Source organism: Dyella sp. LX-66, assembly GCF_018599165.1.
GTDB classification, from domain to species: Bacteria; Pseudomonadota; Gammaproteobacteria; order Xanthomonadales; family Rhodanobacteraceae; genus Dyella_D; species Dyella_D marensis.
Window position 1 is genome coordinate 138,772 of record NZ_JAHFVJ010000002.1, and the last position, 24,725, is coordinate 163,496.

General features: G+C 68.2%; 1 protein-coding gene (running past one end of the window). It reads left to right on the top strand.

From position 1 onward, the window contains the following. A protein-coding gene (locus tag KK141_RS04420; RefSeq protein WP_214571615.1) for a non-ribosomal peptide synthetase crosses the window boundary here: on the top strand, positions 1 to 24,725 show its 5' portion. Its footprint extends 7,051 nt past the window's final position; the window shows 24,725 of its 31,776 coding nt (coding positions 1-24,725); it begins with the start codon at positions 1 to 3; the stop codon falls past the right edge of the window.

Sequence of the window (24,725 nt, forward strand, 5' to 3'; positions counted from 1 at the left end):
ATGAACGCCGGTCAGATTCAGCCTATCAACGTATCCCCCGAACGCGAGGACATCGCCATCGTCGGCATGTCCTGCCGCTTCCCGGGCGCCGCCGACTATGCGCAGTACTGGCGCAACCTGAGCGCCGGGGTATCCAGCGTGGGCGAGGTGCCGGCGAACCGCTGGGACAGGGAGGCGTTCTACTCGCCAGACGTGCGCGAGCCGAACAAGTCGACCAGCAAATGGGGCGGCTTCATGGACGGCGTGGAGTTCTTCGACGCCGACTTCTTCGGCATCTCCGCGCGCGAAGCGGCGGTGATGGATCCGCAGCAGCGCATCATGCTGGAGCAGGCCTGGAACTGCCTGGAGGACGCCGGCTACGACCCGCGCGCTTTCAGCGGCACGCGCACCGGCGTCTATGTCGGCGTGTTCACCTTCGACTACCGCGACCATCTGGGCCGCGCGCTCGATGCCGTGGAGGCGCACGTCGCCACCGGCACGCATACCGCGCTCATTCCCAACCGCATCTCCTATTTCCTCAACCTGCACGGCCCCAGCATTCCGGTCGACACGGCTTGTTCCAGTTCACTGGTGGCGCTGCACAAGGCCGCGCATGCGATCCGCCGCGGCGAATGCGAGCAGGCCCTGGTCGGCGGCGTCAGCGTGCTGTGCAGCCCAACGCATTTCATCTCGTTCTCCAAGACCGGCATGCTGTCGCCGGACGGCAGCTGCAAGACTTTCGACGAGCGCGCCAACGGTTACGTGCGCGGCGAAGGTGCGGCGATGGTGCTGGTCAAGCCGCTGGCCAAGGCGCTGGCCGACAAGGACCGCATCCTGGCGGTGCTGCGCGGCAGCGCCGTCAACCATGGCGGGCATGCGCGCACGGTCACTTATCCGGGTTCGCTGGCGCAGTCCAACGTGGTGGCGCATGCGCTGCGCGAAGCGGACGTGCCGGTGGGCACGGTGAGCTATGTGGAAGCGCACGGTACCGGCACGCCCAAGGGCGATCCGATCGAGATCGAAGGCCTGAAGATGGCTTTCGCCCGCGTGGCGCAAGAGCGCGGCGAAGCGCTGGATGCCGGGTCCTGCGGCATCGGCAGCGTCAAGACCAATATCGGCCATCTGGAATCGGTGGCCGGCATGGCCGGCCTGATCAAGACCATCCTGTGCATGCGGCATGGCGTGTTTCCGCCGCTGGTGCATTACACCAGGCTCAATCCGCGCATTGCGCTGGAAGGCAGTCCGTTCTTTATCGTCGACCGGGCGCAGCCGTGGGTGGTGCGCAAGGACGAGGAAGGGCGGCCGATTCCGCGCCGTGCGGGCATCAGTTCGTTCGGCTTTGGCGGCGTCAACTCGCATGTGGTGGTCGAGGAGTATCCCGTTGGCGAGGTAGCGGCCGACGAAGTGGTTCCTTCGCGCGAACCTGCGTTGATCGTGCTTTCCGCCAAGACCGTTCCGGTGTTGCGCGAGCGCGCGAAGCAGTTGCTGGATGTGCTGGCCTCCGGCGATATCGGCGATGGACAGTTGGCCGATCTCGCTTACACCTTGCAGATGGGACGGCAGGGGATGGCGGCACGCCTGGCTGTGGTGGTTGATTCGGTGGCGGCGCTGCGGGAGCGGCTGCAGTCCTGGCTTGAAGGCGGCACGAGCGGCATCTTTGCGGGCGAGCTTTCGGCCGAAGCGATCGCATCGTCTGCCGAAGCGGCTTTGCTCCGGCCCGATGCGGATGCACTGGAAACGGCGCGGCGTTGGGCCGCGGGCGAGTCCTTCGATTGGACCGCTCTTTACGCCTCCGTTCCGCGCCGCCGCCTCGCCTTGCCGACCTATCCCTTCGTGCGCGACAAGCACTGGGTCGAGCTGAAAGCGGCGCCCGGCGTGCAGGCGGCGATCCATCCGCTCGTGCATCGCAATACCTCGACCGTGTCCGGCCTGCGCTTCACCAGCCGGTTCACCGGCCGCGAATTTTTCCTTGCCGACCACGTAGTGCAGTCGCGACGGACCCTGCCGGCGGCGGCGCAGCTGGAGATGGTCCGCTGCGCAGCGGAGCTTGCGTTCGCCGCGGGTGGCGCCTGCCGCCTGCAGGATGTGGTGTGGCTGCGTCCCTTCGTTGCCGAAGACGAGTCCAAGGATTGCCATGTCGCACTGTTCCCGGAAGGCGAGGGGTGCTTCGGCTTCGAGATCTACGGCGACGACGGCGAGGGCAGCGTCTACAGCCAGGGTGCGGTGACGAGGCAGCTTTCCGCCGCGGACTCGGTGACGCACGATCTGGCCGCATGGCGCGCGCGCTGCCGCCGTTCCGTCCGCGATGCGGGCGCGAGCTATGAGCTGTTCGACCGTATCGGCCTGGCCTACGGTCCCGCGCATCGCTCGCTGGGCGACGTCCTGATCGGCGATACGGAGGCGCTTGCGCGCATCGTGCTGCCCGACGCCGCCAAGCCTTCGCAGGGCGACTACGTGCTGCATCCCAGCGTGCTGGATGCCGCGCTGCAGGCGGCGATCGTGTTTGCTGCCGACGGGCAATGGACGGATGCCGGACTCGCCCTGCCTTTTGCGCTGGCGTCGCTGGACGTGATGGCGCCATGCCACGGCGACCTGTGGGCGCTGCTCCGCCGCGAAGCAGGACAGCGCGCCGGCGACGGCGTCAGCCGCTTCGATATCGATCTTTGCGACGACAGCGGCGCGGTCTGCGCGCACCTTGCCGGCTTCTCGCTGCGTGCGGTGGGCCAGGCAAACGAAGAAACCGTGCGGACAGCTTTGTTTGTTCCCGCATGGACGCAAGCTGCGGCCGCGAAGTGGGCGGCTCCTGCGCAACATCTGGTGTTGTCATGCGTGCCGTCGACGGGTCTGCGCGAACGGGTTCCCGGCGCGGCGTTTATCGATATCGACGCGCATGGCGATGCGGCGGAGCGCTACGAGTCCGCGGCGGCTTCGCTGCTCGAAGCGATCCAGGCGCTGGTACGGCAGCCCGGGCGGCACCTGGTGCAGGTCGTCGCTCCCCAAGCTGGTGAAGCGCAGCTGCTGGGCGGCCTCGGCGGTCTGCTGCGCACCGCGCAGCGCGAGAACCCGCGCATCGTCGGGCAGTTGATCGAAGTCGAGCCGGGGCAGGACATCGCCCAGGCCATCACCGATAACCGCGACAGCCAGGCGTCGCGCATCCGCTATGTGGGTGGCGCGCGCCACGAAGGCTCGTGGGAGGAAGCGACTCCGTCTTCCGTTACCCGCTCATCTTGGAAGACCGGTGGAACCTACCTGATCACCGGCGGAGCAGGCGGCCTGGGCAGGATTCTCGCCCGCCACATCGCTGCAGCCGCGAAGGGCGCCACGCTGATCCTCACGGGCCGCTCGCCGCTGCCTGACGCCAGCTTTGCCGACCTGGCGGCCATGGGCGCCATGGTGCGCTATCGCCAGCTCGACGTCGGCGATCGCGAAGCGGTCCTGTCCTGCGTCAGCGAACTTGCCAACCTCAACGGCATCGTCCACGCCGCCGGCGTCCTGCGCGACAGCCTGCTGGTGCGCAAGACCCGCGATGAACTGCACGACGTGCTGCGCGCGAAAGTCGCCGGCACGCTGCATCTGGACGAAGCCAGCCGCGATCTGGATCTGGACCTGTTCCTCTGCTTCGCCTCCACCTCCGGCGCGCTCGGCAATGTCGGCCAGGCCGACTACGCGGCGGCGAACGCCTTCATGGATGACTTCGCCCGCCATCGCGCCGAACTCGTCGCGCAAAGCCAGCGCCACGGCCGCAGCCTGTCCGTGGACTGGCCGCTGTGGGAAGAGGGCGGCATGCGCGTCGATGACGCGACCCGCGCGGATCTGCTGGCACACAGCGGCCTGGTGCCTTTGCGCACGGCCAGCGGGCTCGCCGCGCTGGAACAGGCGCTGGCGATGGATGTCCCGCAGGTGCTGGTGGCGGAAGGTGCGATCGGCCGGTTCAAGGCTTCACTCGTGGGCACGCCGGTTGCGGCGTCCACACCCTCGATCGAAGCGGGTTCCGTCTCCGCCGAACTGCGCGATAAAGCCGTGCGCTACTTCGTCCGCCTGTTGGCCGGCACGCTCAAGCGTTCGCCGGAAAGCATCGACGCGCGGGCGCGGATGGAGGCCTATGGCATCGATTCGATCCTGGTGATGGAGCTGACCCGCTCGCTGGAGCAGGTGTTCGGTACGCTGTCCAAGACCTTGCTGTTCGAATACCAGACCATTGCCGAGCTGGCCGGGCATTTCCTCGAAGAGCATCGTGGGCGTTTGGTCGATGCGCTGGGCGATACCGCGCAGGCAACGCCGGTGGCGGCGCCTCGCGAAACGCTCGCACCGGTGCCGGCGCCGGTATCGCGCCGCCCCCGTTTCGGTTCCCACCTGCCTGAGCGCGCGGCGAAGGCGATCGATACCACCGGCGCCGTCGGCGAGATCGCCATCGTCGGCGTGGCTGGCCGCTATCCGCAGGCCGCCGACCTGGCCGCGTTCTGGGCCAACCTGAGCCAGGGCATCGACAGCATCACCGAGATCCCGGCCGAGCGCTGGGACTACCGCGACTACTACGACGCCGACCGCGATGCGCCGGGCAAGACCTACGGCAAATGGGGCGGCTTCATCGACGGCGTCGACCGCTTCGATCCGCTGTTCTTCAATATCTCGCCGCGCGAAGCGGAGCTGATGGATCCGCAGGAACGCCTGTTTCTCGAATGCGTGCATGCCACGCTGGAAGATGCGGGCTACACGCGCGAGAACGTGGCCGAGGACGGCAACGTCGGCGTGTTCGCCGGCGTGATGTACGAGGAATACCAGCTCTACGGTGCGCAGGAGCAGGCGCGCGGCAACAACCTTGCATTGCTCAACAGCCCCGCCTCCGTTGCCAACCGCGTTTCCTACTTCTGCAACTTCAACGGTCCCAGCCTGGCGCTGGACACCATGTGCTCGTCCTCGCTGACGGCGATCCATCTGGCCTGCCAGTCGATCCAGCGCGGCGATTGCGCCGTGGCCATCGCCGGCGGCGTGAACGTGTCGATCCACCCGAACAAGTACCTGATGCTGGCCCAAGGCCGGTTTATTTCGGGCAAGGGGCGCTGCGAAAGCTTCGGCGAAGGCGGCGAAGGCTATGTGCCGGGCGAGGGCGTGGGTGCGGTACTGCTGAAGCCGTTGGCGCAGGCGCAGGCCGATGGCGACCACGTCTACGGCGTGATCCGGGCCACCGCGGTCAATCATGGCGGCAAGACCAATGGCTACACGGTGCCGAATCCGAATGCGCAGGCGAAGGTGATCGAGCGCGCGCTGCGTCGGGGCGGCGTGGATGCGCGCGAGATCAGCTATATCGAGGCGCATGGCACGGGCACGAGCCTGGGCGATCCGATCGAGATCGCGGGGTTGGCCAAGGCCTTCCGCCACTGGACGCGCGACACGCGTTACTGCGCCATCGGTTCGGCGAAGTCGAATATCGGCCACTGCGAAAGTGCGGCGGGCATTGCCGGCGTCACCAAGGTGCTGCTGCAGCTCAAGCATCGGCAGCTGGCGCCGAGCCTGCATTCGGCAGTGCTGAATCCGAATATCGATTTCGACGCGACGCCATTCGTGGTGCAGCAGGAGCTGGCGCCGTGGACGCGGCCGGTGATCGATGGGCGCGAGCGGCCGCGACTTGCCGGCGTTTCCTCGTTTGGTGCCGGTGGTGCGAATGCCCATGTGGTGATCGAGGAGTACATCGCGCCGCAGCCGGTGGCGCAGTCGACCGGGCCGGCTCTCGTCGTGCTTTCGGCGCGCCATGAGGACCGGCTGCGCGAACAGGCCGCGCGCCTGCTCGCCGCGATCGAGGCGGACCCGCAGCTGCCGCTGCACGATCTCGCCTACACGCTGCAGGTGGGCCGCGAAGCGATGGATGAGCGCCTCGGCGTGCTGGCTCATTCGCTGGACGAGCTGCGCGCGAAACTCGCGGCCTATGTGGTCGGAGAAAGCGCGGTCGAAGATCTTTATCGCGGACAGGCGCGGCGCAACAAGGAAGCCTTGGCTGTCTTTGCCGGGGACGACGATGCGGAAGCCATCGTCGAGGCGTGGATCGCACGCGGCAAGTTCGGCAAGCTGCTCGATCTGTGGGTGAAGGGCCTGGCGATCGATTGGGCGCGTCTGCGCACGGATGCACCGCTGCGGCGCATCAGTCTGCCCAGCTACCCGTTTGCGCGCGAGCGCTATTGGGTGCAGACGAGCGAGGCCCGCCCGCTTGCCGCCGTAGCCGGTACGAATCTGCATCCGTTGCTGCAACGGAATACCTCGGACCTCGACGGGCCGCGCTTCAGCGCCGGTTTCCGCGGTGACGAGTTCTTCTTCGCCGACCACGTGGTGCGCGGCACGCGCATGCTGCCCGGCGTCGCCCAGCTGGAAATGGCGCGCCGCGCGGTCGCCGAAGTGGCCGGCGCCGGTTTCGAGCCGCGCCTGAAGAACGTGTCGTGGATGCGGCCGATCGTTGCCGGTCCGGATGGCATCGCGCTGCAGCTGTCGCTTTATCCGGAAGCGGATGGCGCTGTCGGTTTCGAGATCCATGGCGATGGCGACCTGGTTTACGCGCAAGGCATGGCCGTCGACGGAAGCGGCGCCGAGGCGGTGGCGAATCACGATCTCGTGCTGCTGCGCTCATCGTGCACGACCACTTACACCGCAGCGGACTGCTACGCCGCATTTGCGCGGATGGGCCTGCAGTACGGGCCGTCGTTCCAGGGCATCCGCGAACTCTTTACTGGCGCTGGCCAGGTGCTCGCGCGCATTGCCGTTCCCGCAGCAGCGCCGGCCGATGGCTATGAGCTGCATCCGAGCCTGCTCGATGCCGCATTCCAGGCCACGCTGGGCCTGCAGTTTCCGGTGCCAGAGGCCGCGGTGCCGCAGGTGCCGTTCGCACTCGGCGGGCTACGGGTGCTGCGCTCGTGTGCGGATGTCGCCTGGGCCGTGGTGTGCTACAGCGTCGGCAGCGACGGCGGACAAGCCGTGCCGCGGCTGGATATCGATCTGTGCGACGAGCAAGGTACGGTCTGCGTCCGCTTCACCGAAGTGGGGCTGCGCGCGATGGCGGCCGTGGCGAACGAGCCCGCCGCGATTCGCACCCTGATGCTGGAACAGGCATGGGCCGCGAAGCCGGCCGAGGCCGCCGGCACGGAGCCGCTCGCCAGCCATCTGGTCATGGCCTGCGGTGTCGATGCTGAGGTTGCGTTGCCGGGCGTGACGCTTGTGGCGCCGTCGATGGATGGCGACCTCGCAAAGCGTTACGAAGCCGCCGCCGCTACCTTGCTGGAGCGGTTGCAGGCATTGTCCACGCAGGGTGGCATCCATCGCGTGCAGATCGTGGTGCCAGCCCATGGCGACGATCGCCCGATGGCCGGCCTGCTCGGCATGCTGCGCACCGCACGGCTGGAAAATCCGCGCCTTCACGGCCAGCTGATTGTGGTCGAACCGGGACAGGATATTGCCAAGGCACTGCTGGAGAACCGGGACGACGATGCGCGCCACGTGCGCTACGTCGGCGGTGAACGGCAGGTGGCGGGCTGGTCCGAACGCCAGATGCCTGTCGCTCCCTCGCCGTGGAAGGACCATGGCGTCTACCTGATCACCGGCGGCGCCGGCGGACTCGGCTCGATCTTCGCCGAAGCGATCGCTCGCGACGTACGCAATCCGGTCCTGGTACTGACCGGCCGCTCCGCGCCGGACGAACGCATCCACACGGTCATCCGCCGCCTGGAAGCACTCGGCGCCGTGGTGCGCTACCACGCCATCGACGTCGCCGATGCTACGGCGCTGACCGCGCTGGTGCGCGACATCCCCGAAGAGTTCGAAAGCCTCGACGGCGCCATCCACGCCGCGGGCGTGCTGCGCGACGGCTACCTCGCCGGCAAGACCCGCCAGCAGCTGCGCGACGTCTTCGCGGCCAAGGTCGCCGGCACGCTGAATCTCGACGAAGCCACGCGCGACATGCCGCTGGATTGCTTCGTCTGCTTCTCCTCGATCGCCGGCGCCGCGGGCAATGTGGGTCAGGCCGACTATGCCGCGGCGAACGCCTTCATGGATGCGTTCGCGCACGAGCGCGCCGCCCGTGTGGCGCGTGGCGAGCGCCACGGCCGCTCGTTGTCGGTGAACTGGCCGCTGTGGGAAGAGGGTGGCATGCACGCCGACGAGGCGACGCGCGCCATGCTGCTGCGGCAGTGGGGCATGCGCGCGATGGGCAGTGCGCATGGCGTGGAGGCGCTGCACCGCGCGCTGGCCGCCGACATCGGTCAGGTGCTGGTGATCGAAGGCGATGCCGCCCGCATTCGCGAGGTCTTTCTCGATGCGCCGCGTGCTGCGCCCGCGGCGGAAACGCGCGCCGTGCCCGCTGCGCCCAGCGATGCTGCTCCGGCGCAAGGCCTGCGCGATCCGCTCAAGCGCGCGCTGATGGCTCAGGTATCCGCGCTGATCAAGGTGAAGCCGGAAGATCTCGACGGCGATACCTCGCTCAACGAGTACGGTTTCGATTCGATCTCGCTGACCGGCTTCGCCAATGCGCTGAACCGGCAGTACGGCCTCGACCTGATGCCGACGATCTTCTTCGAGTACTCCACGCTGGATGGCCTGGCCGGTTATCTGGAGCGCGAGTATCGCGACGTGCTGACGGCGCGCTTCGCTGCGCCGGCCCCGGCGGTAGCGACGCCCGCACTGGTCGTCGCGGTCGAAACGCCGATGCAGGAGACCCGCCGTGCGCGCCGCAGCTACGCCGCCATCGCCGCGGCCCCCGCACCCGCAGCGAAACAACCGGTAGCGATCATCGGCATCAGCGGCCGCTTCCCCATGGCGGAGGATATCGACGCGTTCTGGCGCAACCTCGACGAAGGCCGCGACTGCATCGGCGAGATGCCCGCCGGCCGCGCCGACTGGCTGGCCTGGCATGGCGAACGCGCGCCGGAAGGCAGCGCGGGCCGTGCGGTACGCGGCGGCTTTATCGAGGGCGTGGACGCATTCGACCCTGCTTTCTTCGGCATTTCGCCGCGCGAAGCCGAGCTGATGGATCCGCAGCAGCGGCTGATGATGATCCACGTGTGGAAGGCGCTGGAGGATGCCGGCTACGCCGCCTCGGCGCTGGCCGGCGGCGACCTGGGCCTGTACGTGGGCACCATGCCCAGCGGCTACGCCACCCTGGCCAGCCGCGCCGGTGCGGCGATCGAAGGCTATTCCTCCACCGGCACGGTGGCTTCGGTCGGCCCCAACCGGATGAGCTATTTCCTCGGCGTGCACGGGCCGAGCGAGCCGGTGGAAACCGCCTGTTCCAGCTCTCTGGTGGCGCTGCGCCGCGCGGTGCTGGCGATCGAGCGCGGCGATTGCGCCATGGCGGTGGCCGGTGGCGTCAACACCATCGTCAACCCGGAGTTGCATATCAGTTTCGAGCGCGCCGGCATGCTCAGCGCCGATGCCCGCTGCAAGACCTTCTCCGCCGACGCCAATGGCTATGTGCGCGGCGAAGGCGTGGCCATGCTGGTGCTGAAGAAGCTGGCCGATGCCGAGCGCGATGGCGACCATATCTACGGCCTGGTGCGCGGCACCGCGGAGAACCACGGCGGCCGCGCCAATTCGCTCACCGCGCCCAATCCCGCGGCCCAGGCCGCGGTGATCCGCCGCGCGCACCAGGACGCCGGCATCGATCCGCGCACGGTGACCTATATCGAAGCGCATGGCACCGGCACACCGCTGGGCGATCCGGTGGAAGTCAACGGACTGAAGGCGGCGTTCCACGATCTCTATGCCGCCACCGGCGGCGGCGAGGTGGCCGAGGCGCACTGCGCGCTGGGTTCGGTCAAGACCAATATCGGCCATCTGGAACTGGCCGCGGGCGCGGCGGGCGTGGTGAAGGTGCTGCTGCAGATGAAGCACCGCCGGCTGGTGAAGAGCTTGCACGCGGAGACGCTCAATCCGTACATCGACCTGGCAGGCAGTCCGTTCCGCGTGGTCAGCGAGGCGCGCGAATGGATGGCGCTGCGCGATGCGCAGGGCCGCGCGGTGCCGCGGCGCGCGGGCGTGAGTTCGTTCGGCTTCGGCGGTGTCAATGCGCACGTCGTGCTGGAGGAGTACCTCGCGCCGGTGGCGGATGCTGTCGAAGGCCCGGTTGCCGTGCTGCTGTCCGCACGCGATGGCGAGCGCTTGCACGAGCAGGTGCGGCAGCTGGCGGCGTTCGTCACCTTGCCGGAGACGCGTTCGGGCGTCTCATTGGCGGATCTCGGCTACACCTTGCAGATCGGCCGCGAGCCGATGGAGGAACGTTTCGGTGTGATCGCCAGTTCGCTGGACGATCTGCACGGCAAGCTGACGCGTTTCCTGGACGGTACCGGCGCGGTGCACCGTGGCCGCGCCGACAAGGCGCGCGAGGGCATGGACGGCAAGATCCAGGAATGGATCGCGCAGGGGCGGCTGGATACGCTGGTCGAGCTTTGGGTGCAGGGCCACGCGATCGACTGGCGCAGGCTGCACGCCCACCGCGCGCCGCGCCGCGTCAGCCTGCCGACCTATCCGTTTGCGGCGGAGCGCTACTGGATCGCGGCGAGCGCGGTCCCGCGCGTTGTCGCCGCTGCGCTGCATCCGCTGGTACAGCGCAATACCTCGACCTTGGAAGGGCCGCGTTTCAGCAGCCGCTTCGGCGGGAACGAAACGGTGTTCGCCGATCATCGCGTCGGCGGGCGTGCGGTGTTGCCGGGTGTTGCGCAGCTGGAGATGGCGCGTGCGGCGGCGGGCATGGTGCTGGAGTCCAGCGGTACCCTGCACCTGAAGGACGTCGCCTGGACGCGGCCGGTGCTTGCCGGCGACGAAGGCGTGGAGCTGCATCTGTCGCTTTATCCGCGGGACGGCGGCGATGTCGCCTATGAGCTCCATGCGGATGGCGATCTGCTGTATGGCCAGGGTACGGTCACCACGGCGGCCAGCGCGGCCGCGCCGATGCCGCATGACATCGATGCCTTGCGCGCACGCTGCGCGTCGCGGCATCTCGATGCTGCTGCCTGCTATGCGATGTTCGATGCCATGGGCCTGGGCTATGGCGAAGGCTTCCGCGGCCTGGTCGAAGTGTTTGCGGGCGAGGGTGTGGTGCTCGCCAGGGTTGCGGTGCCCGAGGTCTGGCGTGCGGCGGGGCAGGCTTATGAGCTGCCGCCGGGGCTGCTCGATGCGGCCTTGCAAGCCTCCATTGGCCTGTTCGTCGGTGATGGCGGCAACACGCCGCCGCTGATGCTTCCCGTGTCGTTGGCTGCGCTGGATGTCTTCGGGCCATGCGCGGATGCGAGTTGGGTTGTTGTGCGGCAGGGCGATGCGGCCGACGTAGTGGATATCGACTTGTGCGGCGACGACGGCATGCCGCGCCTGCGTTTCCGCAAACTGGCGTTCCGCATCGTCGAGGCCGCGGTCGCCGAAGACAGCGTTGTCGTGGAGCCGATGGCGATCGCCCCTGCCCAGGTGGCGCTTATGGCCGCCGTCGAAGAGGACGCTGCGTTTCTGGAACGCGCCACACGCCATTTCGAACGCTTCCTGTCGACCGCACTGAAGCTGCCCGCGCACCGGATCGACCGCAAGGCGCGCATGGAGACTTACGGCATCGACTCGCTGATGGTGCTCGACCTGACGCGTGCACTGGAAAAGACCTTCGGCCCGCTGCCGAAGACGTTGTTCTTCGAGTACCAGACGTTGGCCGCGCTGTCGGGTTACTTCGCACGGCAGCATCGCGAGGCGCTGGCTGGCCTGCTCGGCGAGCGGCGCAGCGCGGCCGCGACGGTATCCATGCCTGTGGCAACGAAGACGACGGCCGCGCCTCCGACACGTCAGGCACGCTATGCCTTGCGCAACCGCGCCACCGGTGAAGAGACCGGCACTATCGCCATCATCGGCCTCGCCGGCCGCTATCCCCAGGCCATCGACCTGGATGCGTTCTGGGCCAACCTGAGCCAAGGCGTCGACAGCATCACCGAGATCCCGGCCGATCGCTGGGATCACTCGCGCTACTTCGACGAAGACCGCAACGCTCCCGGCAAGACCTATGGCAAGTGGGGCGGCTTTATCGATGGCGTCGACCGCTTCGATCCGCTGTTCTTCAATATCTCGCCGCGCGAAGCGGAACTGATGGACCCGCAGGAACGTCTTTTCCTCGAATGCGTGCATGCCACGCTGGAGGATGCCGGCTACACCCGCGACAACGTCGCCGAGAATGGCAACGTCGGCGTGTTCGCTGGCGTGATGTACGAGGAGTATCAGCTCTACGGTGCGCAGGAGCAGGCCCGCGGCAAGGCGCTGGCGGTGCCCGGCCACCCGGCGTCCATCGCCAACCGCGTCTCGTACTTCTGTAACTTCAACGGCCCGAGCATGGCGCTGGACACCATGTGCTCGTCGTCGCTGACGGCGATCCACCTGGCCTGCCAGGCGATCCAGCGCGGCGATTGCGCGGTGGCGCTGGCCGGTGGCGTCAATGTGTCGGTGCATCCGAACAAGTACCTCACCCTGGCCCAGGGGCGCTTTATCTCGGGCAAGGGCCGCTGCGAAAGCTTCGGCGAAGGCGGCGAAGGCTATGTGCCGGGCGAGGGTGTGGGCGCGGTGCTGCTCAAATCCCTGGAGCAGGCCAAGTCCGACGGCGACCATATCTACGGCGTGATCCGCGCCACCGCGGTCAATCACGGCGGCAAGACCAACGGCTATACGGTGCCCAACCCGAATGCGCAGGCGGAGGTGATCGAACGCGCCTTGCGCAAGGGTAAGGTCGACGCGCGCCATATCAGCTATATCGAAGCGCATGGCACGGGTACCAGCCTGGGCGATCCGATCGAGATCGCCGGATTGTCGAAGGCGTTTGCGCATTGGACGGTGGACACCAGCTACTGCGCGATCGGTTCGGCGAAGTCGAATATTGGTCACTGCGAAAGCGCGGCGGGCATTGCCGGCGTCACCAAGGTGCTGCTGCAGCTCAAACACCGGCAGCTGGCGCCGAGCCTGCATTCGGCAGTGCTGAATCCGAACATCGATTTCGACGCGACACCGTTCGTGGTGCAGCAGGAGCTGGCGCCGTGGACGCGCCCGGTGGTCGACGGTCGCGAGCGGCCGCGGTTGGCGGGCATCTCTTCGTTCGGTGCCGGTGGTGCGAATGCCCATGTGGTGATCGAGGAATACGTCGAAGCCGTATCGATCGATCATCGGGATGACGGCCCGGCCATCGTGCCGCTGTCGGCGCGCGACGACGTGCGCCTGCGCGAACAGGCGCAGCGTCTGCTCGCCGCCATCGAGGCCGATCCGCAGCTCTCCTTGCACGATCTCGCCTACACGCTGCAGGTCGGCCGCGAAGCGATGGACGAGCGCCTCGCGTTGCTGGTGCATACGCTGGACGAACTGCGCGGCAAGCTGGCGGCCTGGCTGGCCGGCGACACGGCGATCGACGAGCTTTACCAGGGGCAGGCGAAGCGCAACCGCGAGGCGCTGGCCGAGCTCACCGATGACGACGATATGGACGGCACGGTGCGTGCGTGGCTGGCCAAGGGCAAGCACGGCAAGCTGCTGGCGCTGTGGGCGAAGGGCTTGGCGTTCGACTGGCGCAGCCTGCACGCGGGCCGGCCGTTGCGCCGCGTGAGCCTGCCGACGTATCCGTTTGCCCGCGAGCGTTACTGGCTGCCGCTGGATGCGGAGCCTTCGGCGCAGTTGCAGGCTGCCGCGCTGCATCCGCTGCTGCACCGGAATACGTCGACGTTTGCGCTGCAGCGTTTCAGCTCGCGCTTTACCGGCCGCGAGTCCTTCCTTGCCGATCACGTGGTACGCGGCAGCCGCGTGCTGCCCGGCGTGGCGCAGCTGGAGATGGTGCACCGGGCCGTGCGCGAGGCGCTGGATGGCGACGAGCGGCTGCGCTTGGTGGACGTGGCATGGCAGCGGCCGGTAATCGCGGATGCGGATGGGGTGGAGGTGCATGTCGCCTTGCTGCCGCAGGACGATGCGGCGATCCGCTTCGAGATATCCACGGGCGATGCGGTATGCACGGTGGGATCGGTGGCTCTCGTCGAGGAAGGCGAGCCGCCAGCCGCGCATGATATTGAGAGCCTGCGCCAGGTCTGCGTGGCGTCGCGGCTGGATGCGGCGCAGTGTCAGTTGGCCTTCGAGCGCATGGGGTTGGCATACGGTCCGTCGTTGCGCGGCCTGGCCGAAGTTCTGGTTGGAACGGGTCAGGCCTTGGCGCGCATCGTTCTGCCGGCAGGTACGAAGCTGGACGCATTCGGCCTGCATCCGAGCCTGCTCGATGCGGCCTTGCAGGCCACGGTCGGCCTGGCTTCGCCCGAGGGCGACACGCTGTGGTTGCCCGCATCGCTTGCGTCGCTGGACGTCCATGCCGCGTGCGTCGAGCGTATGTGGGCTGTGGTGACGCAGCGCGACGACAGCGACTCAGCCAGCAAGACGTTCGATATCGACCTGTGCGATGACGCGGGCCGGATCTGCATCCGTTTCGGCGGAGTGGTCCTCCGTCAGGCGCCGGCCATCCAGGATGCCGCGCCGGTTCTGCTGGCGACGCCCGCGTGGGTTGCGCAGCAAGCCGCTTCGGGAGACGTAGCCGGTTCCATGGCAAAGCATGCCGTGCTGCTTGCGGGCTTCGCGCCAGCAGAAGCCGATCGTGTGCGCGTTACGTTCGGCGACGCGATGGCCGTGGACCTCGGCAGCGATCTTGCGCAGTCCTACGAAGCGGCCGCCGCCGCCTTGCTGGATACGCTGCGCGCATGGGCCACCGAACCCGGCCCTTGCCTGGTGCAGGTGGTAGTGCCGGCGCAGGGCGCGGCGCAGGCAATGGTTGGACTGGAAAGTATGCTGCGTACCGCGCGGCTGGAGAATCCAGGTATCCGCGGCCAGCTGATCCGCATCGAGGCGGGCCAGGATGCGGCGCGTGCGCTGGTAGAGAACCGCTCTGACGACGCCGTTTCGATTCGCTATGCGGATGGCGTGCGCCAGACCGCCGGATGGATGGAAGCGCAACCGGCGGCGGATGCCGTTTCGCCATGGAAAGCCGGTGGCACCTATCTCATCACCGGCGGCGCAGGCGGCCTCGGGCTGGTGTTCGCCCGCGATATCGCGCGGCAGGCTCAAGGCGCCACCCTGGTGCTGACCGGACGCTCGCCGCTGAGCGGCGAAACACAGGCTGCGCTCGACGAGCTCGCGGCGCTGGGCGCCATGGCCCGCTATCGCCAGCTCGACGTGGGCGACCGCGCCGCGGTGCTGGCCGGCGTGCGCGAGATCGTCGAGGCCGATGGCCTGAACGGCATCGTGCACAGTGCTGGCGTGCTGCGCGACGGCTTTATCCTGCGCAAGTCGCACGGCGATCTGCGCGACGTGCTGCGCGCGAAAGTCGCTGGCACTTTGTATCTGGACGAAGCGAGCCGCGATCTTCCGCTCGACGCGTTTATCGTGTTCTCGTCGCTGGCCGGCGCCATCGGCAACGTCGGCCAGGCCGACTATGCCGCCGCAAACGCCTTCATGGATGCGTTTGCGCACCACCGCGATGTCCTGGTTGCACAAGGCCAGCGCAGCGGCCGCAGCTTGTCGGTGAACTGGCCGCTGTGGGATCACGGCGGCATGCGCGTCGATGCGGCTACGCGGCAGCGTCTTCTGCGCGAGCGGGGCATGGCTCCGCTGGGGACCGTGGAAGGTTGCACCGCCCTGGCGCAGGCATGGTCGCTGGGTTCGCCCCAGGTGCTGGTGGCCGCGGGAGACCTGGCGCGCCTGCGCTCGGACGTGCTGGGCCAGAAAGCGGAGCAGGGCGTCGCGGCGCCGAAGCCGGCGCAGCCGGTGGCGCCTGTCGAAACCGCGGTCGACGATCTGCGCGAGCGCACCGTGCGCCATCTGGTGCGCATGCTCTCGGCCACGCTGAAGCTGCCGCCGCAGCGCATCGACGCCGAAGCCCGCCTGGAAGCCTACGGCATCGATTCGGTGATGACGCTGGACCTGACCGCGCGGCTGGAACAGGCCTTCGGCGCGCTGCCGAAGACGCTGTTCTTCGAATACCAGTCGATCGCGGCGCTGGCGGATTACTTCCTGCAGCATCACCGTGCGGCGGTGGGCGGGTTGGTGGGCGAAAGCGCCGTCGCGACGCCCGCGCCGATGGCCGCGCCTTCCGCGCCCGTCGCAGCCAGCCGCCTACGTTCGCGCTTCGTCAGCCGCAGCGAAGTGCAGGAAGAAGGCATCGCCATCATCGGCGTCGCCGGCCGCTATCCGCAGGCGCGCAACCTGGAGGAATTCTGGGCCAACCTCAGCCAGGGCCGCGACAGCATCACCGAGATTCCGGCGGACCGCTGGGACCACAGCCTGTACTTCGACGCGGACCGCAACGCTGCCGGCAAGACCTACGGCAAGTGGGGCGGCTTTATCGATGGCGTCGACCGTTTCGACGCGCGCTTCTTCAGTATCTCGCCGCGCGAAGCGGAGCTGATGGACCCGCAGGAGCGCCTGTTCCTCGAATGCGTGCACGCCACGCTGGAGGACGCCGGCTATACGCGCGAGAACGTGGCCGAGGACGGCGATGTCGGTGTGTTTGCTGGCGTGATGTACGAGGAGTACCAGCTTTACGGCGCGCAGGAACAGGCGCACGGCCGCTTCGTCGCGGCGCCGGGCAGCCCGGCCTCGATCGCCAACCGCATCTCCTACTTCTGCGACTTCCACGGACCCAGCCTGGCGCTGGACACCATGTGCTCCTCGTCGCTGACGGCGATCCACCTGGCCTGCGAGAGTCTGGCGCGCGGCGGCTGCGCGGTGGCCATTGCCGGCGGCGTCAATGTGTCGGTGCATCCGAACAAATACCTGGTGCTGGCGCAGGGCAAGTTCATTTCGGGCAAGGGGCGCTGCGAGAGTTTCGGCGAAGGCGGCGAAGGCTATGTGCCGGGCGAGGGCGTGGGCGCGGTGCTGCTCAAGCCGTTGGCGCAGGCCAGGGCCGATGGCGACCATATCTACGGCGTGATCCGCGCCACCGCGGTCAACCATGGCGGCAAGACCAACGGCTATACCGTGCCGAACCCGAATGCGCAGGCCAAGGTGATCGAGCGCGCCTTGCGTGCCGGTGGCGTGGATGCGCGGCAGATCAGCTATATCGAAGCGCATGGCACGGGCACCAGCCTGGGCGATCCGATCGAGATCGCCGGATTGTCCAAGGCGTTCGGGCAATGGACAAAGGACACCGGCTACTGCGCGATCGGTTCGGCGAAGTCGAATATCGGCCATTGCGAAAGCGCGGCCGGCATTGCCGGGCTGACCAAGGTGCTGCTGCAGCTGAAGCATCGGCAGCTGGCGCCCAGCCTGCATTCGGCGGTGCTGAATCCGAATATCGATTTCGCGGCCACGCCGTTCGTGGTGCAGCAGCAATTGGCCGCATGGCAGCGGCCGGTGATCGATGGGCGCGAGCGGACGCGTATCGCCGGTATTTCCTCGTTCGGCGCGGGCGGGGCGAATGCCCATGTGGTGATCGAGGAGTACGAACCTGCTGTCGCGGCAGCGCCGCCCGGCGGTCCCGCGATGGTGCTGCTGTCCGCCCGCGACGAAGAACGGCTGCGCGAAAAAGCCGGCGAGCTGATGGCCTGCCTGGCCGAGCCGGAACTCAAGTTGGCGGACCTGGCTTACACGCTGCAGGTCGGACGCGAGGCGATGGACGAACGCCTTGGGCTGCTGGTGCATTCGCTGGACGAACTGCGCGGCAAGCTTGCGGCGTGGCTAGCCGGCGATACTGCGGTCGAAGGTCTTTATCTGGGACAGGCGCGGCGCAGCGCCGGTGCACTTGCTGCGCTGGCCGGCGACGACGATATGGCCGGCACGGTGGCCAGCTGGTTTGCGCGTGGCAAATACGACCGGTTGCTCGACCTGTGGACGAAGGGCTTCCATCTCGATTGGCGGCGCCTGTATGGGAATGGTTTGCGTCCGTGCCGTATCAGCCTGCCGACGTATCCGTTTGCGCGTGAGCGCCATTGGTTCCCCACGGGAGCGGTACAGACGCCTGCACGTGCCGAGCCAGTGATCGCTGCAGCGGCCGGACCGATCGAGACGCTGATGTTCCGGCCCGCATGGGCGGTGCGTCCTGCGGCCGAAGGTGGTGCCGCTACCGCTTCGCGAGTCGTGCTGCTGTGCGGCCTGGAAGAAGCGCTGGCCGTGCGTGTTAGCGAGCGGTTCCCACAGGCGACCTGCGTCGTTGCGCCAACCGCTGCCGACCTCGGCAGCTCGTTCGAAGCGGCAGCAACCTTGCTGCTGGAAACGCTGCAGAGCCTGAGCGCCCAGCCCGGCCGCCACCTGATCCAGGTCGTCGTGCCGCGGGAAGGCGAGTGGCAGGCGCTGTCCGGACTGGATGGCATGCTGCGTACCGCAAGGTTGGAAAGCCCGCGCCTGGTCGGCCAGCTGATCGCCGTCGAGGCAGGACAGGACGTCGCCGCCGCACTGGACGAAGACGGCGCCACCCAGCGCCTGCGCTATGTGCGCAGCGAGCGCCAAGCCGCGGAATGGATCGAAGTACGGCCGTCGACGCAGAGCGCATCGCCCTGGAAGGACCACGGCGTCTATCTGATCACCGGCGGCGCCGGCGGTTTGGGCCTGATCTTCGCCCGCGCCATCGCCAGCGAAGTGCGCAACCCGGTGCTGCTGCTGACCGGCCGTTCCACGCTGGACGAAACGATCAAGGGCCGCATCCGCGAGCTGGAAGCGCTCGGCGCGGTGGTGCGCTATCACGCGGTGGACGTCGCCGATGCCGAGGCCATCGACACGCTGGTGCGCGGCATTCCGGAGGAGTTCGAAAGCCTCGACGGCATCGTGCACAGCGCCGGTGTGGTGCGCGACAGCTTCCTGCTGGCCAAGACCCGCGACGAACTGCGCCAGGTGCTGCGCGCCAAGGTGGCGGGCACGCTGAATCTCGACCGGGCCAGCCGCGATATCGCGCTGGATGCCTTTATCTGCTTCGCCTCCATCGCGGGTGCGCTGGGCAGCGTGGGGCAGGCCGATTACGCGGCGGCGAATGCCTTTATGGATGCCTTCGCGCATGAACGCGCGGAGCGGGTGGTTCGCGGCGAACGGCAGGGACGCACGCTGTCGATCGACTGGCCGCTATGGGCCGAAGGCGGCATGCAGGTGGACGCGGCGACGCAGACGATGATGCAGCAGCAGTTGGGCATGCATCCGCTGGCCAGCACCGAGGGCGTGCGGATCCTGCGCGAGGCCTGGGCGAGCGATGCCAGCCAGTTGCTCGTCGTGGCGGGCGAGCCGGGGCGCATCCGCGAGGGAGTGCTCGGCACGGCAACGCAGAGCATCGCTGTGGCGCCGATCGCGGCGGTGGAAGAGATGGCGATCGAAGAGACGGCTGAATCTTCGCGCGAGGCAGTATGGACTGCGCTGACAGAGCTGGTCTCGGCCCTGATCAAGGTGAAGCCGGACGACCTGGACGGCGAAACCACCTTCAGCGAGTACGGCTTCGATTCCGTCTCGCTCACCGAGTTCGGTAACGCCTTGAACCAGCGCTTCCAGCTGCGGCTGACGCCGACGGTGTTCTTCGAGCATCCCACGCTGGACAGCCTGATCGATCACCTGGTGCGCGAGCAGGGCGTCGTCGTCGCGCCGCCGGTGCGCAAGCGCGCGGCGGCGGTTGTTTCCGTCGCCACCGTGAGCGCACCCGTGCCGGTGGCTGCGGTGCCCGCCGCGGACGAGCCGATCGCCATCATCGGCATGAGCGGCCGCTTCCCCCATGCCGCGGATATCGAAGCGTTCTGGCAGAACCTGCGCGCCGGCCGCGACTGCATCGACGAGATCCCGCCGGCGCGCTGGGACTGGCGCAGCCTGCATGGCGACCAGGGCCGCGAGGCGCACCGCACCCGGATCATCTGGGGCGGCTTTATCGAGTGCGTCGACGAGTTCGACCCGATGTTCTTCGGCGTCTCGCCGAAAGAAGCGGAGCTGATGGATCCGCAGCAGCGGCTGGCGATGATCCACGTATGGAAGGCGCTGGAAGACGCCGGCTATGCGGGCGATGCGCTGGCAGGCAGCGATACGGCGGTCTATATCGGCACGGGCGCCACCGGCTATGGCCGGCTGGTCGACCGCGCGGGGCTGGGCGGCGAAGCCTATGCCTCGACCGGTGGCGTGCCTTCGGTCGGGCCCAACCGCATCAGCTTCATGTTCGACTGGCATGGGCCGAGCGAGCCGGTGGAAACGGCGTGTTCCAGCTCGCTGGTGGCGCTGGCGCGCGGTGTTGCCGCGATCCGCGGCGGGCAGGCATCGGTCGCGGTGGTCGGCGGCGTCAACACCATCGTGACGCCGGAAGCGCATATCAGCTTCAGCAAGGCCGGCATGCTCAGCGCCGACGGCCGCTGCAAGACCTTCGCCGCCGAAGCCGACGGCTATGTGCGTGGCGAAGGCGTGGCGATGCTGGTGCTGAAGAAGCTGTCGGAAGCCGAGCGCGATGGCGACGCGATCCATGGCCTGATCCGTGGCGTGGCGGAGAACCATGGCGGCCATGCCAACTCGCTGACGGCGCCCAATCCGGTGGCGCAGGCCGAGGTGATCCGCAAGGCGCAGCGGCAGGCGGGCATCGATCCGCGCACGGTGAGTTATATCGAAGCGCACGGCACCGGTACGCGGCTGGGCGATCCGGTCGAGGTGCAGGGGCTGAAGGCTGCCTTCGGCGCAGAGGCGGTTGCCGCGCCTTACTGCGGGCTGGGTTCGGTCAAGACCAATATCGGCCATCTGGAACTGGCCGCCGGTGTAGCCGGCGTGGTGAAGGTGCTGCTGCAGATGAAGCACCGCACGCTGGTGCGCAGCCTGCATAGCGAACAGCTTAATCCGTATCTGGAACTGGATGGCAGCCCGTTCTATGTGGTGCGCGAGGCGCGGGAGTGGGCGGCGTTGCGCGATGCGCAGGGCAAGCCATTGCCGCGCCGTGCGGGCGTGAGTTCGTTCGGCTTTGGCGGCGTGAATGCGCATGTGGTGCTGGAGGAGTATCTGGCGCCGATGGCGGCGCGGCCGCCGGTCGGCGCGCCCGTGCCGGTGGTGCTGTCGGCGCGCAGCGAGGCGCAGTTGCAGGAGCAGGTGCGCCTGCTGCTGGATTTCCTTACGCGGTCCGAAGTGGATCTGGGCGATCTCGCCTATACGCTGCAGGTGGGGCGTGAGGCGATGGAATCGCGGCTGGCGTTGCCGGTGGCGTCGATGGATGAACTGCGCGAGCGGCTGCGTTCCGTCGTGGCGGCCGGGGAGTCGTCGGCACATATCCATCGTGGCACGGCCTCGCGCGGACGCCGCGACGCTGCAGCAGATGCGCAGGCGATCGACGCATGGATCGCAGCCCGCGATCTCGACAAGCTGCTCGATGCCTGGGTGAAGGGCGCCGTTGTCGACTGGCGCCAGTTGCACGGTGCGCGCACGCCGCGTCGCATCGGCCTGCCGACCTATCCGTTCGCACGTGGCCGTTACTGGGTGCCGGAGACGACGGCGCCGGCTCGCAGCGAGCCCGTAGAACCCGTGGCCACTGGCCACGAATGGCTGCTGCTGCCGACCTGGGAAGTCGTCGAACCGAAGCTCGCCGCCAGTACGGAAGGTGGGCGCACGCTGATCGCCGGCGGCTCGTCGGCACAGCGGGCGATGCTGCTCGATGCGTTGCCGGATGCGGTGGTGCTCGATTCGATGCTGGCGGATGTCGCCGTGCTCGAACAACACCTGCGTGCGCTCGGCTCATTCGACCGCATCGTCTGGCTGGCAGACGGCGAAGCACATGCGGCGCATGACGACGAAGCGCTGATCGACGCCCAGGAACACGGCGTCATCGCCGCCTTCCGCCTGGTGAAGGCACTGCTTGGCATCGGCTTCGACCGCCGCGCGCTCGACTGGACCGTGGTGACCGTGCAGGCGCAATCCGTACACGGCTCCGACACCGTGGCGCCACGGCATGCCGCGATCCATGGCTTCATGGGCGCCGTGGCGAAGGAATTCGCCAGCTGGCGCCTGCACCTGCTCGACATGCCGCGCGTCGACGCCTGGCCACTCGACCGCATGTATCGGCTGGCCGACGAAGCCCGCGGCGTCACGCTGGCCTGGCGTGGCGGCCAGTGGTTCCGCCAGGTGCTGTCGCGTGTGGAGGCGGCGAGCGTGGCGCAACAGGCTTCGCCTTATCGCGACGATGGCGTCTATGTGGTAATCGGCGGCGCCGGCGGCATCGGCCAGGCCTGGAGCGAGCACATGATCCGCACGCACCGCGCGCGCATCGTGTGGATCGGCCGCCGTGCGGAAGACGAGGCGATCGCGCAGGCGCGGACGCGGCTGGGCGCGCTCGGTCCGGCACCGCTCTATATCGCGGCCGATGCGGCCGACCGCGCGGCGCTGGAACGGGCCTGCGCGGAAGTGCTCGCACGCCATGGCGCGATCCACGGCGTGGTGCATGCCGCGATCGACCTGCTCGACAAGAGCGTGGCGCAGATGGACGAAGCGCGGCTGCGCGCGGGGCTGGCGGCCAAGGTCGCGGCCAGCGTGCGGATCGCCCAGGTGTTCGGCACGCAACCGCTCGATTTCATGCTGTTCCTGTCCTCGCTGGCCGGCTTCGTGCGCGCCGCGGGGCAGGGCAACTATGCGGCGGGTTGCACCTTCAAGGACGCCTACGCGCTGCATCTGGCCGCCCGCCTGCCGTATCCGGTGAAGGTGATGAACTGGGGTTATTGGGGCAGCGTCGGCGTGGTCGCTTCCGACGACTACCGCGAGCGCATGGCGCGGCAGGGTATCGGTTCGATCGAACCGGCCGAAGGCGTGCGGGCGCTGGAGCGGCTGCTGCGTTCGCCGCTGCCGCAGCTGGGCTTTATGAAGGCGATGCGCGAGGACGTGCGCGGCGGCGTGTTCGATCTGGTCGGGCAGGCGAAGGTGCGCATGCACCCGGCGCGCTTCGACTCGGTGGCGAACACCCTGAGCGCGCCGCCCGCATTCCAGGGCGATGCAGTGCATCTCGCGGCCGAGGGCCGGGAGATCGATCGCCTGGCGCTGGCGATCCTGCGCGGCGAGCTGCAGGCTTTGGGTCTGGCGGATCCGGGATCCGCGTCGCCGCGCTATGCGCGCTGGCTGCAGCACAGCCTGCGGATGATCGCCCAGGCCGGTTTCAGCGCGTTTCCTTCGCTGGAACACGCCTGGTCCGAATGGAACGCACGCAAGGCGCAGTGGCAGGCCGCAGGCCACGTACGGCAGGCCCAGGTAACCCTGGTCGACACCATGCTGCGCTCGCTGCCGGCGATCCTGCGCGGTGAGGTCGAAGCCACCGCGGTGATGTTCCCGGATTCGTCGATGCGGCTGGTCGAGGGCGTGTACCAGGGCAATGCCGTCGCCGATCATTTCAACGACGTGCTGTGCGATGCCGTGCTCGCCTTTGTCGCGGCCCGCGTGGCGCGCGATCCGACGGCGCGCATCCGCATCGTCGAGATCGGCGCCGGCACCGGCGGCACCAGCGCGCGCGCGATGGCGCGGCTGGCGCCGTATGCGCCGCATATCGGCGAGTACTGCTACACCGACCTGTCGCGCGCCTTCCTGCTGCATGCGCAGGGCAAGTACGGGCCGTCGTATCCCTATCTCTCCTACCGGCTGCTGGATATCGGCAGCCCGCTCGAAGGGCAGGAGATCGAGGCCGGCGGCTACGACCTGGCCATCGCCACCAACGTGCTGCACGCCACGCGTGACATCCGCGAGAGCCTGCGCAACGCCAAGGCCTTGCTGGGTGCGAACGGACAGCTGGTGCTCAACGAGCTGGCCAGCTGCGAGCTGTGGTCGCATCTGACCTTCGGCCTGCTCGACGGCTGGTGGCTGTACGAGGACGAGGCGTTGCGTATTCCCGGCTGCCCGAGCCTGTCGCCGGCGCGCTGGCAGGCCGTGCTGCGCGAGGAGGGTTATCGCCAGCTGCGTTTCCCGGCGGAACCGGCGCATGGCCTGGGGCAGCAGGTGATCGTCGCGGAGAGCGACGGTGTCGTCCTGCAGAAGCCGGCGGTGAAGGCGAGTGCGCCTGCACGGGTGGAAGCTGCCGCGGTTTCGCACCCGGCCGAAGCGGCTGCGCCGGCGGATGCGGCTTCGCTGCGCGAGCGTTGCCGCGCGAAGCTTGCGAAGCTGATCGGCAAGGCGCTGAAGCTGCCGGCCGGCGAGATCGATACGGCGACGGGGCTGGACCGCTACGGCATGGATTCGATCCTGGTGCTGGAGCTGACCAACGCGTTGCGTGCGGCGTTCGAGGAGCTGGGTATCGAGGAGCGGGTTTCCTCCACGCTGTTCTTCGAGCATTCGAGCATCGATGCGCTGGCCGATCATTTCATCGCGGTCGAGCCGGAAGCGATGGGGCGGTGGACGGGTGCTGAGGTACGGGCCACAACGCCCCGCAAGCATCCGTTGCTGCAGACCGCCGATGCGGCGGCAGGCCGCTTCGGCAGCCGCTTCGACGGCACGGAGTTCTTCCTCGCCGACCATCGCGTGCAGGGGCGCCGCGTGCTTCCCGGCGTGGCTCAGCTGGAAATGGTTCGCGCCGCCGCGCAGCAGGCGATGCCGGGATCCGGCGTGCACCTTGGCAAGGTTGCATGGATCCGTCCGGCGGTAGCGGACGACAGCGGACTGTCATTGCAGCTGGCGCTCACCGCGGAGCCCGACGGCGCGTTCCGCTTCGAACTGCGCGGCAACGACGGCGCGATCCACAGCCAAGGCATCGCAGCCGCGGCGCAGGCCGCCACCGACCGGCACGACCTCGCCGCGCTGCGCGCCCGCTGCACGTCGGCGCATGTCGGCCACGA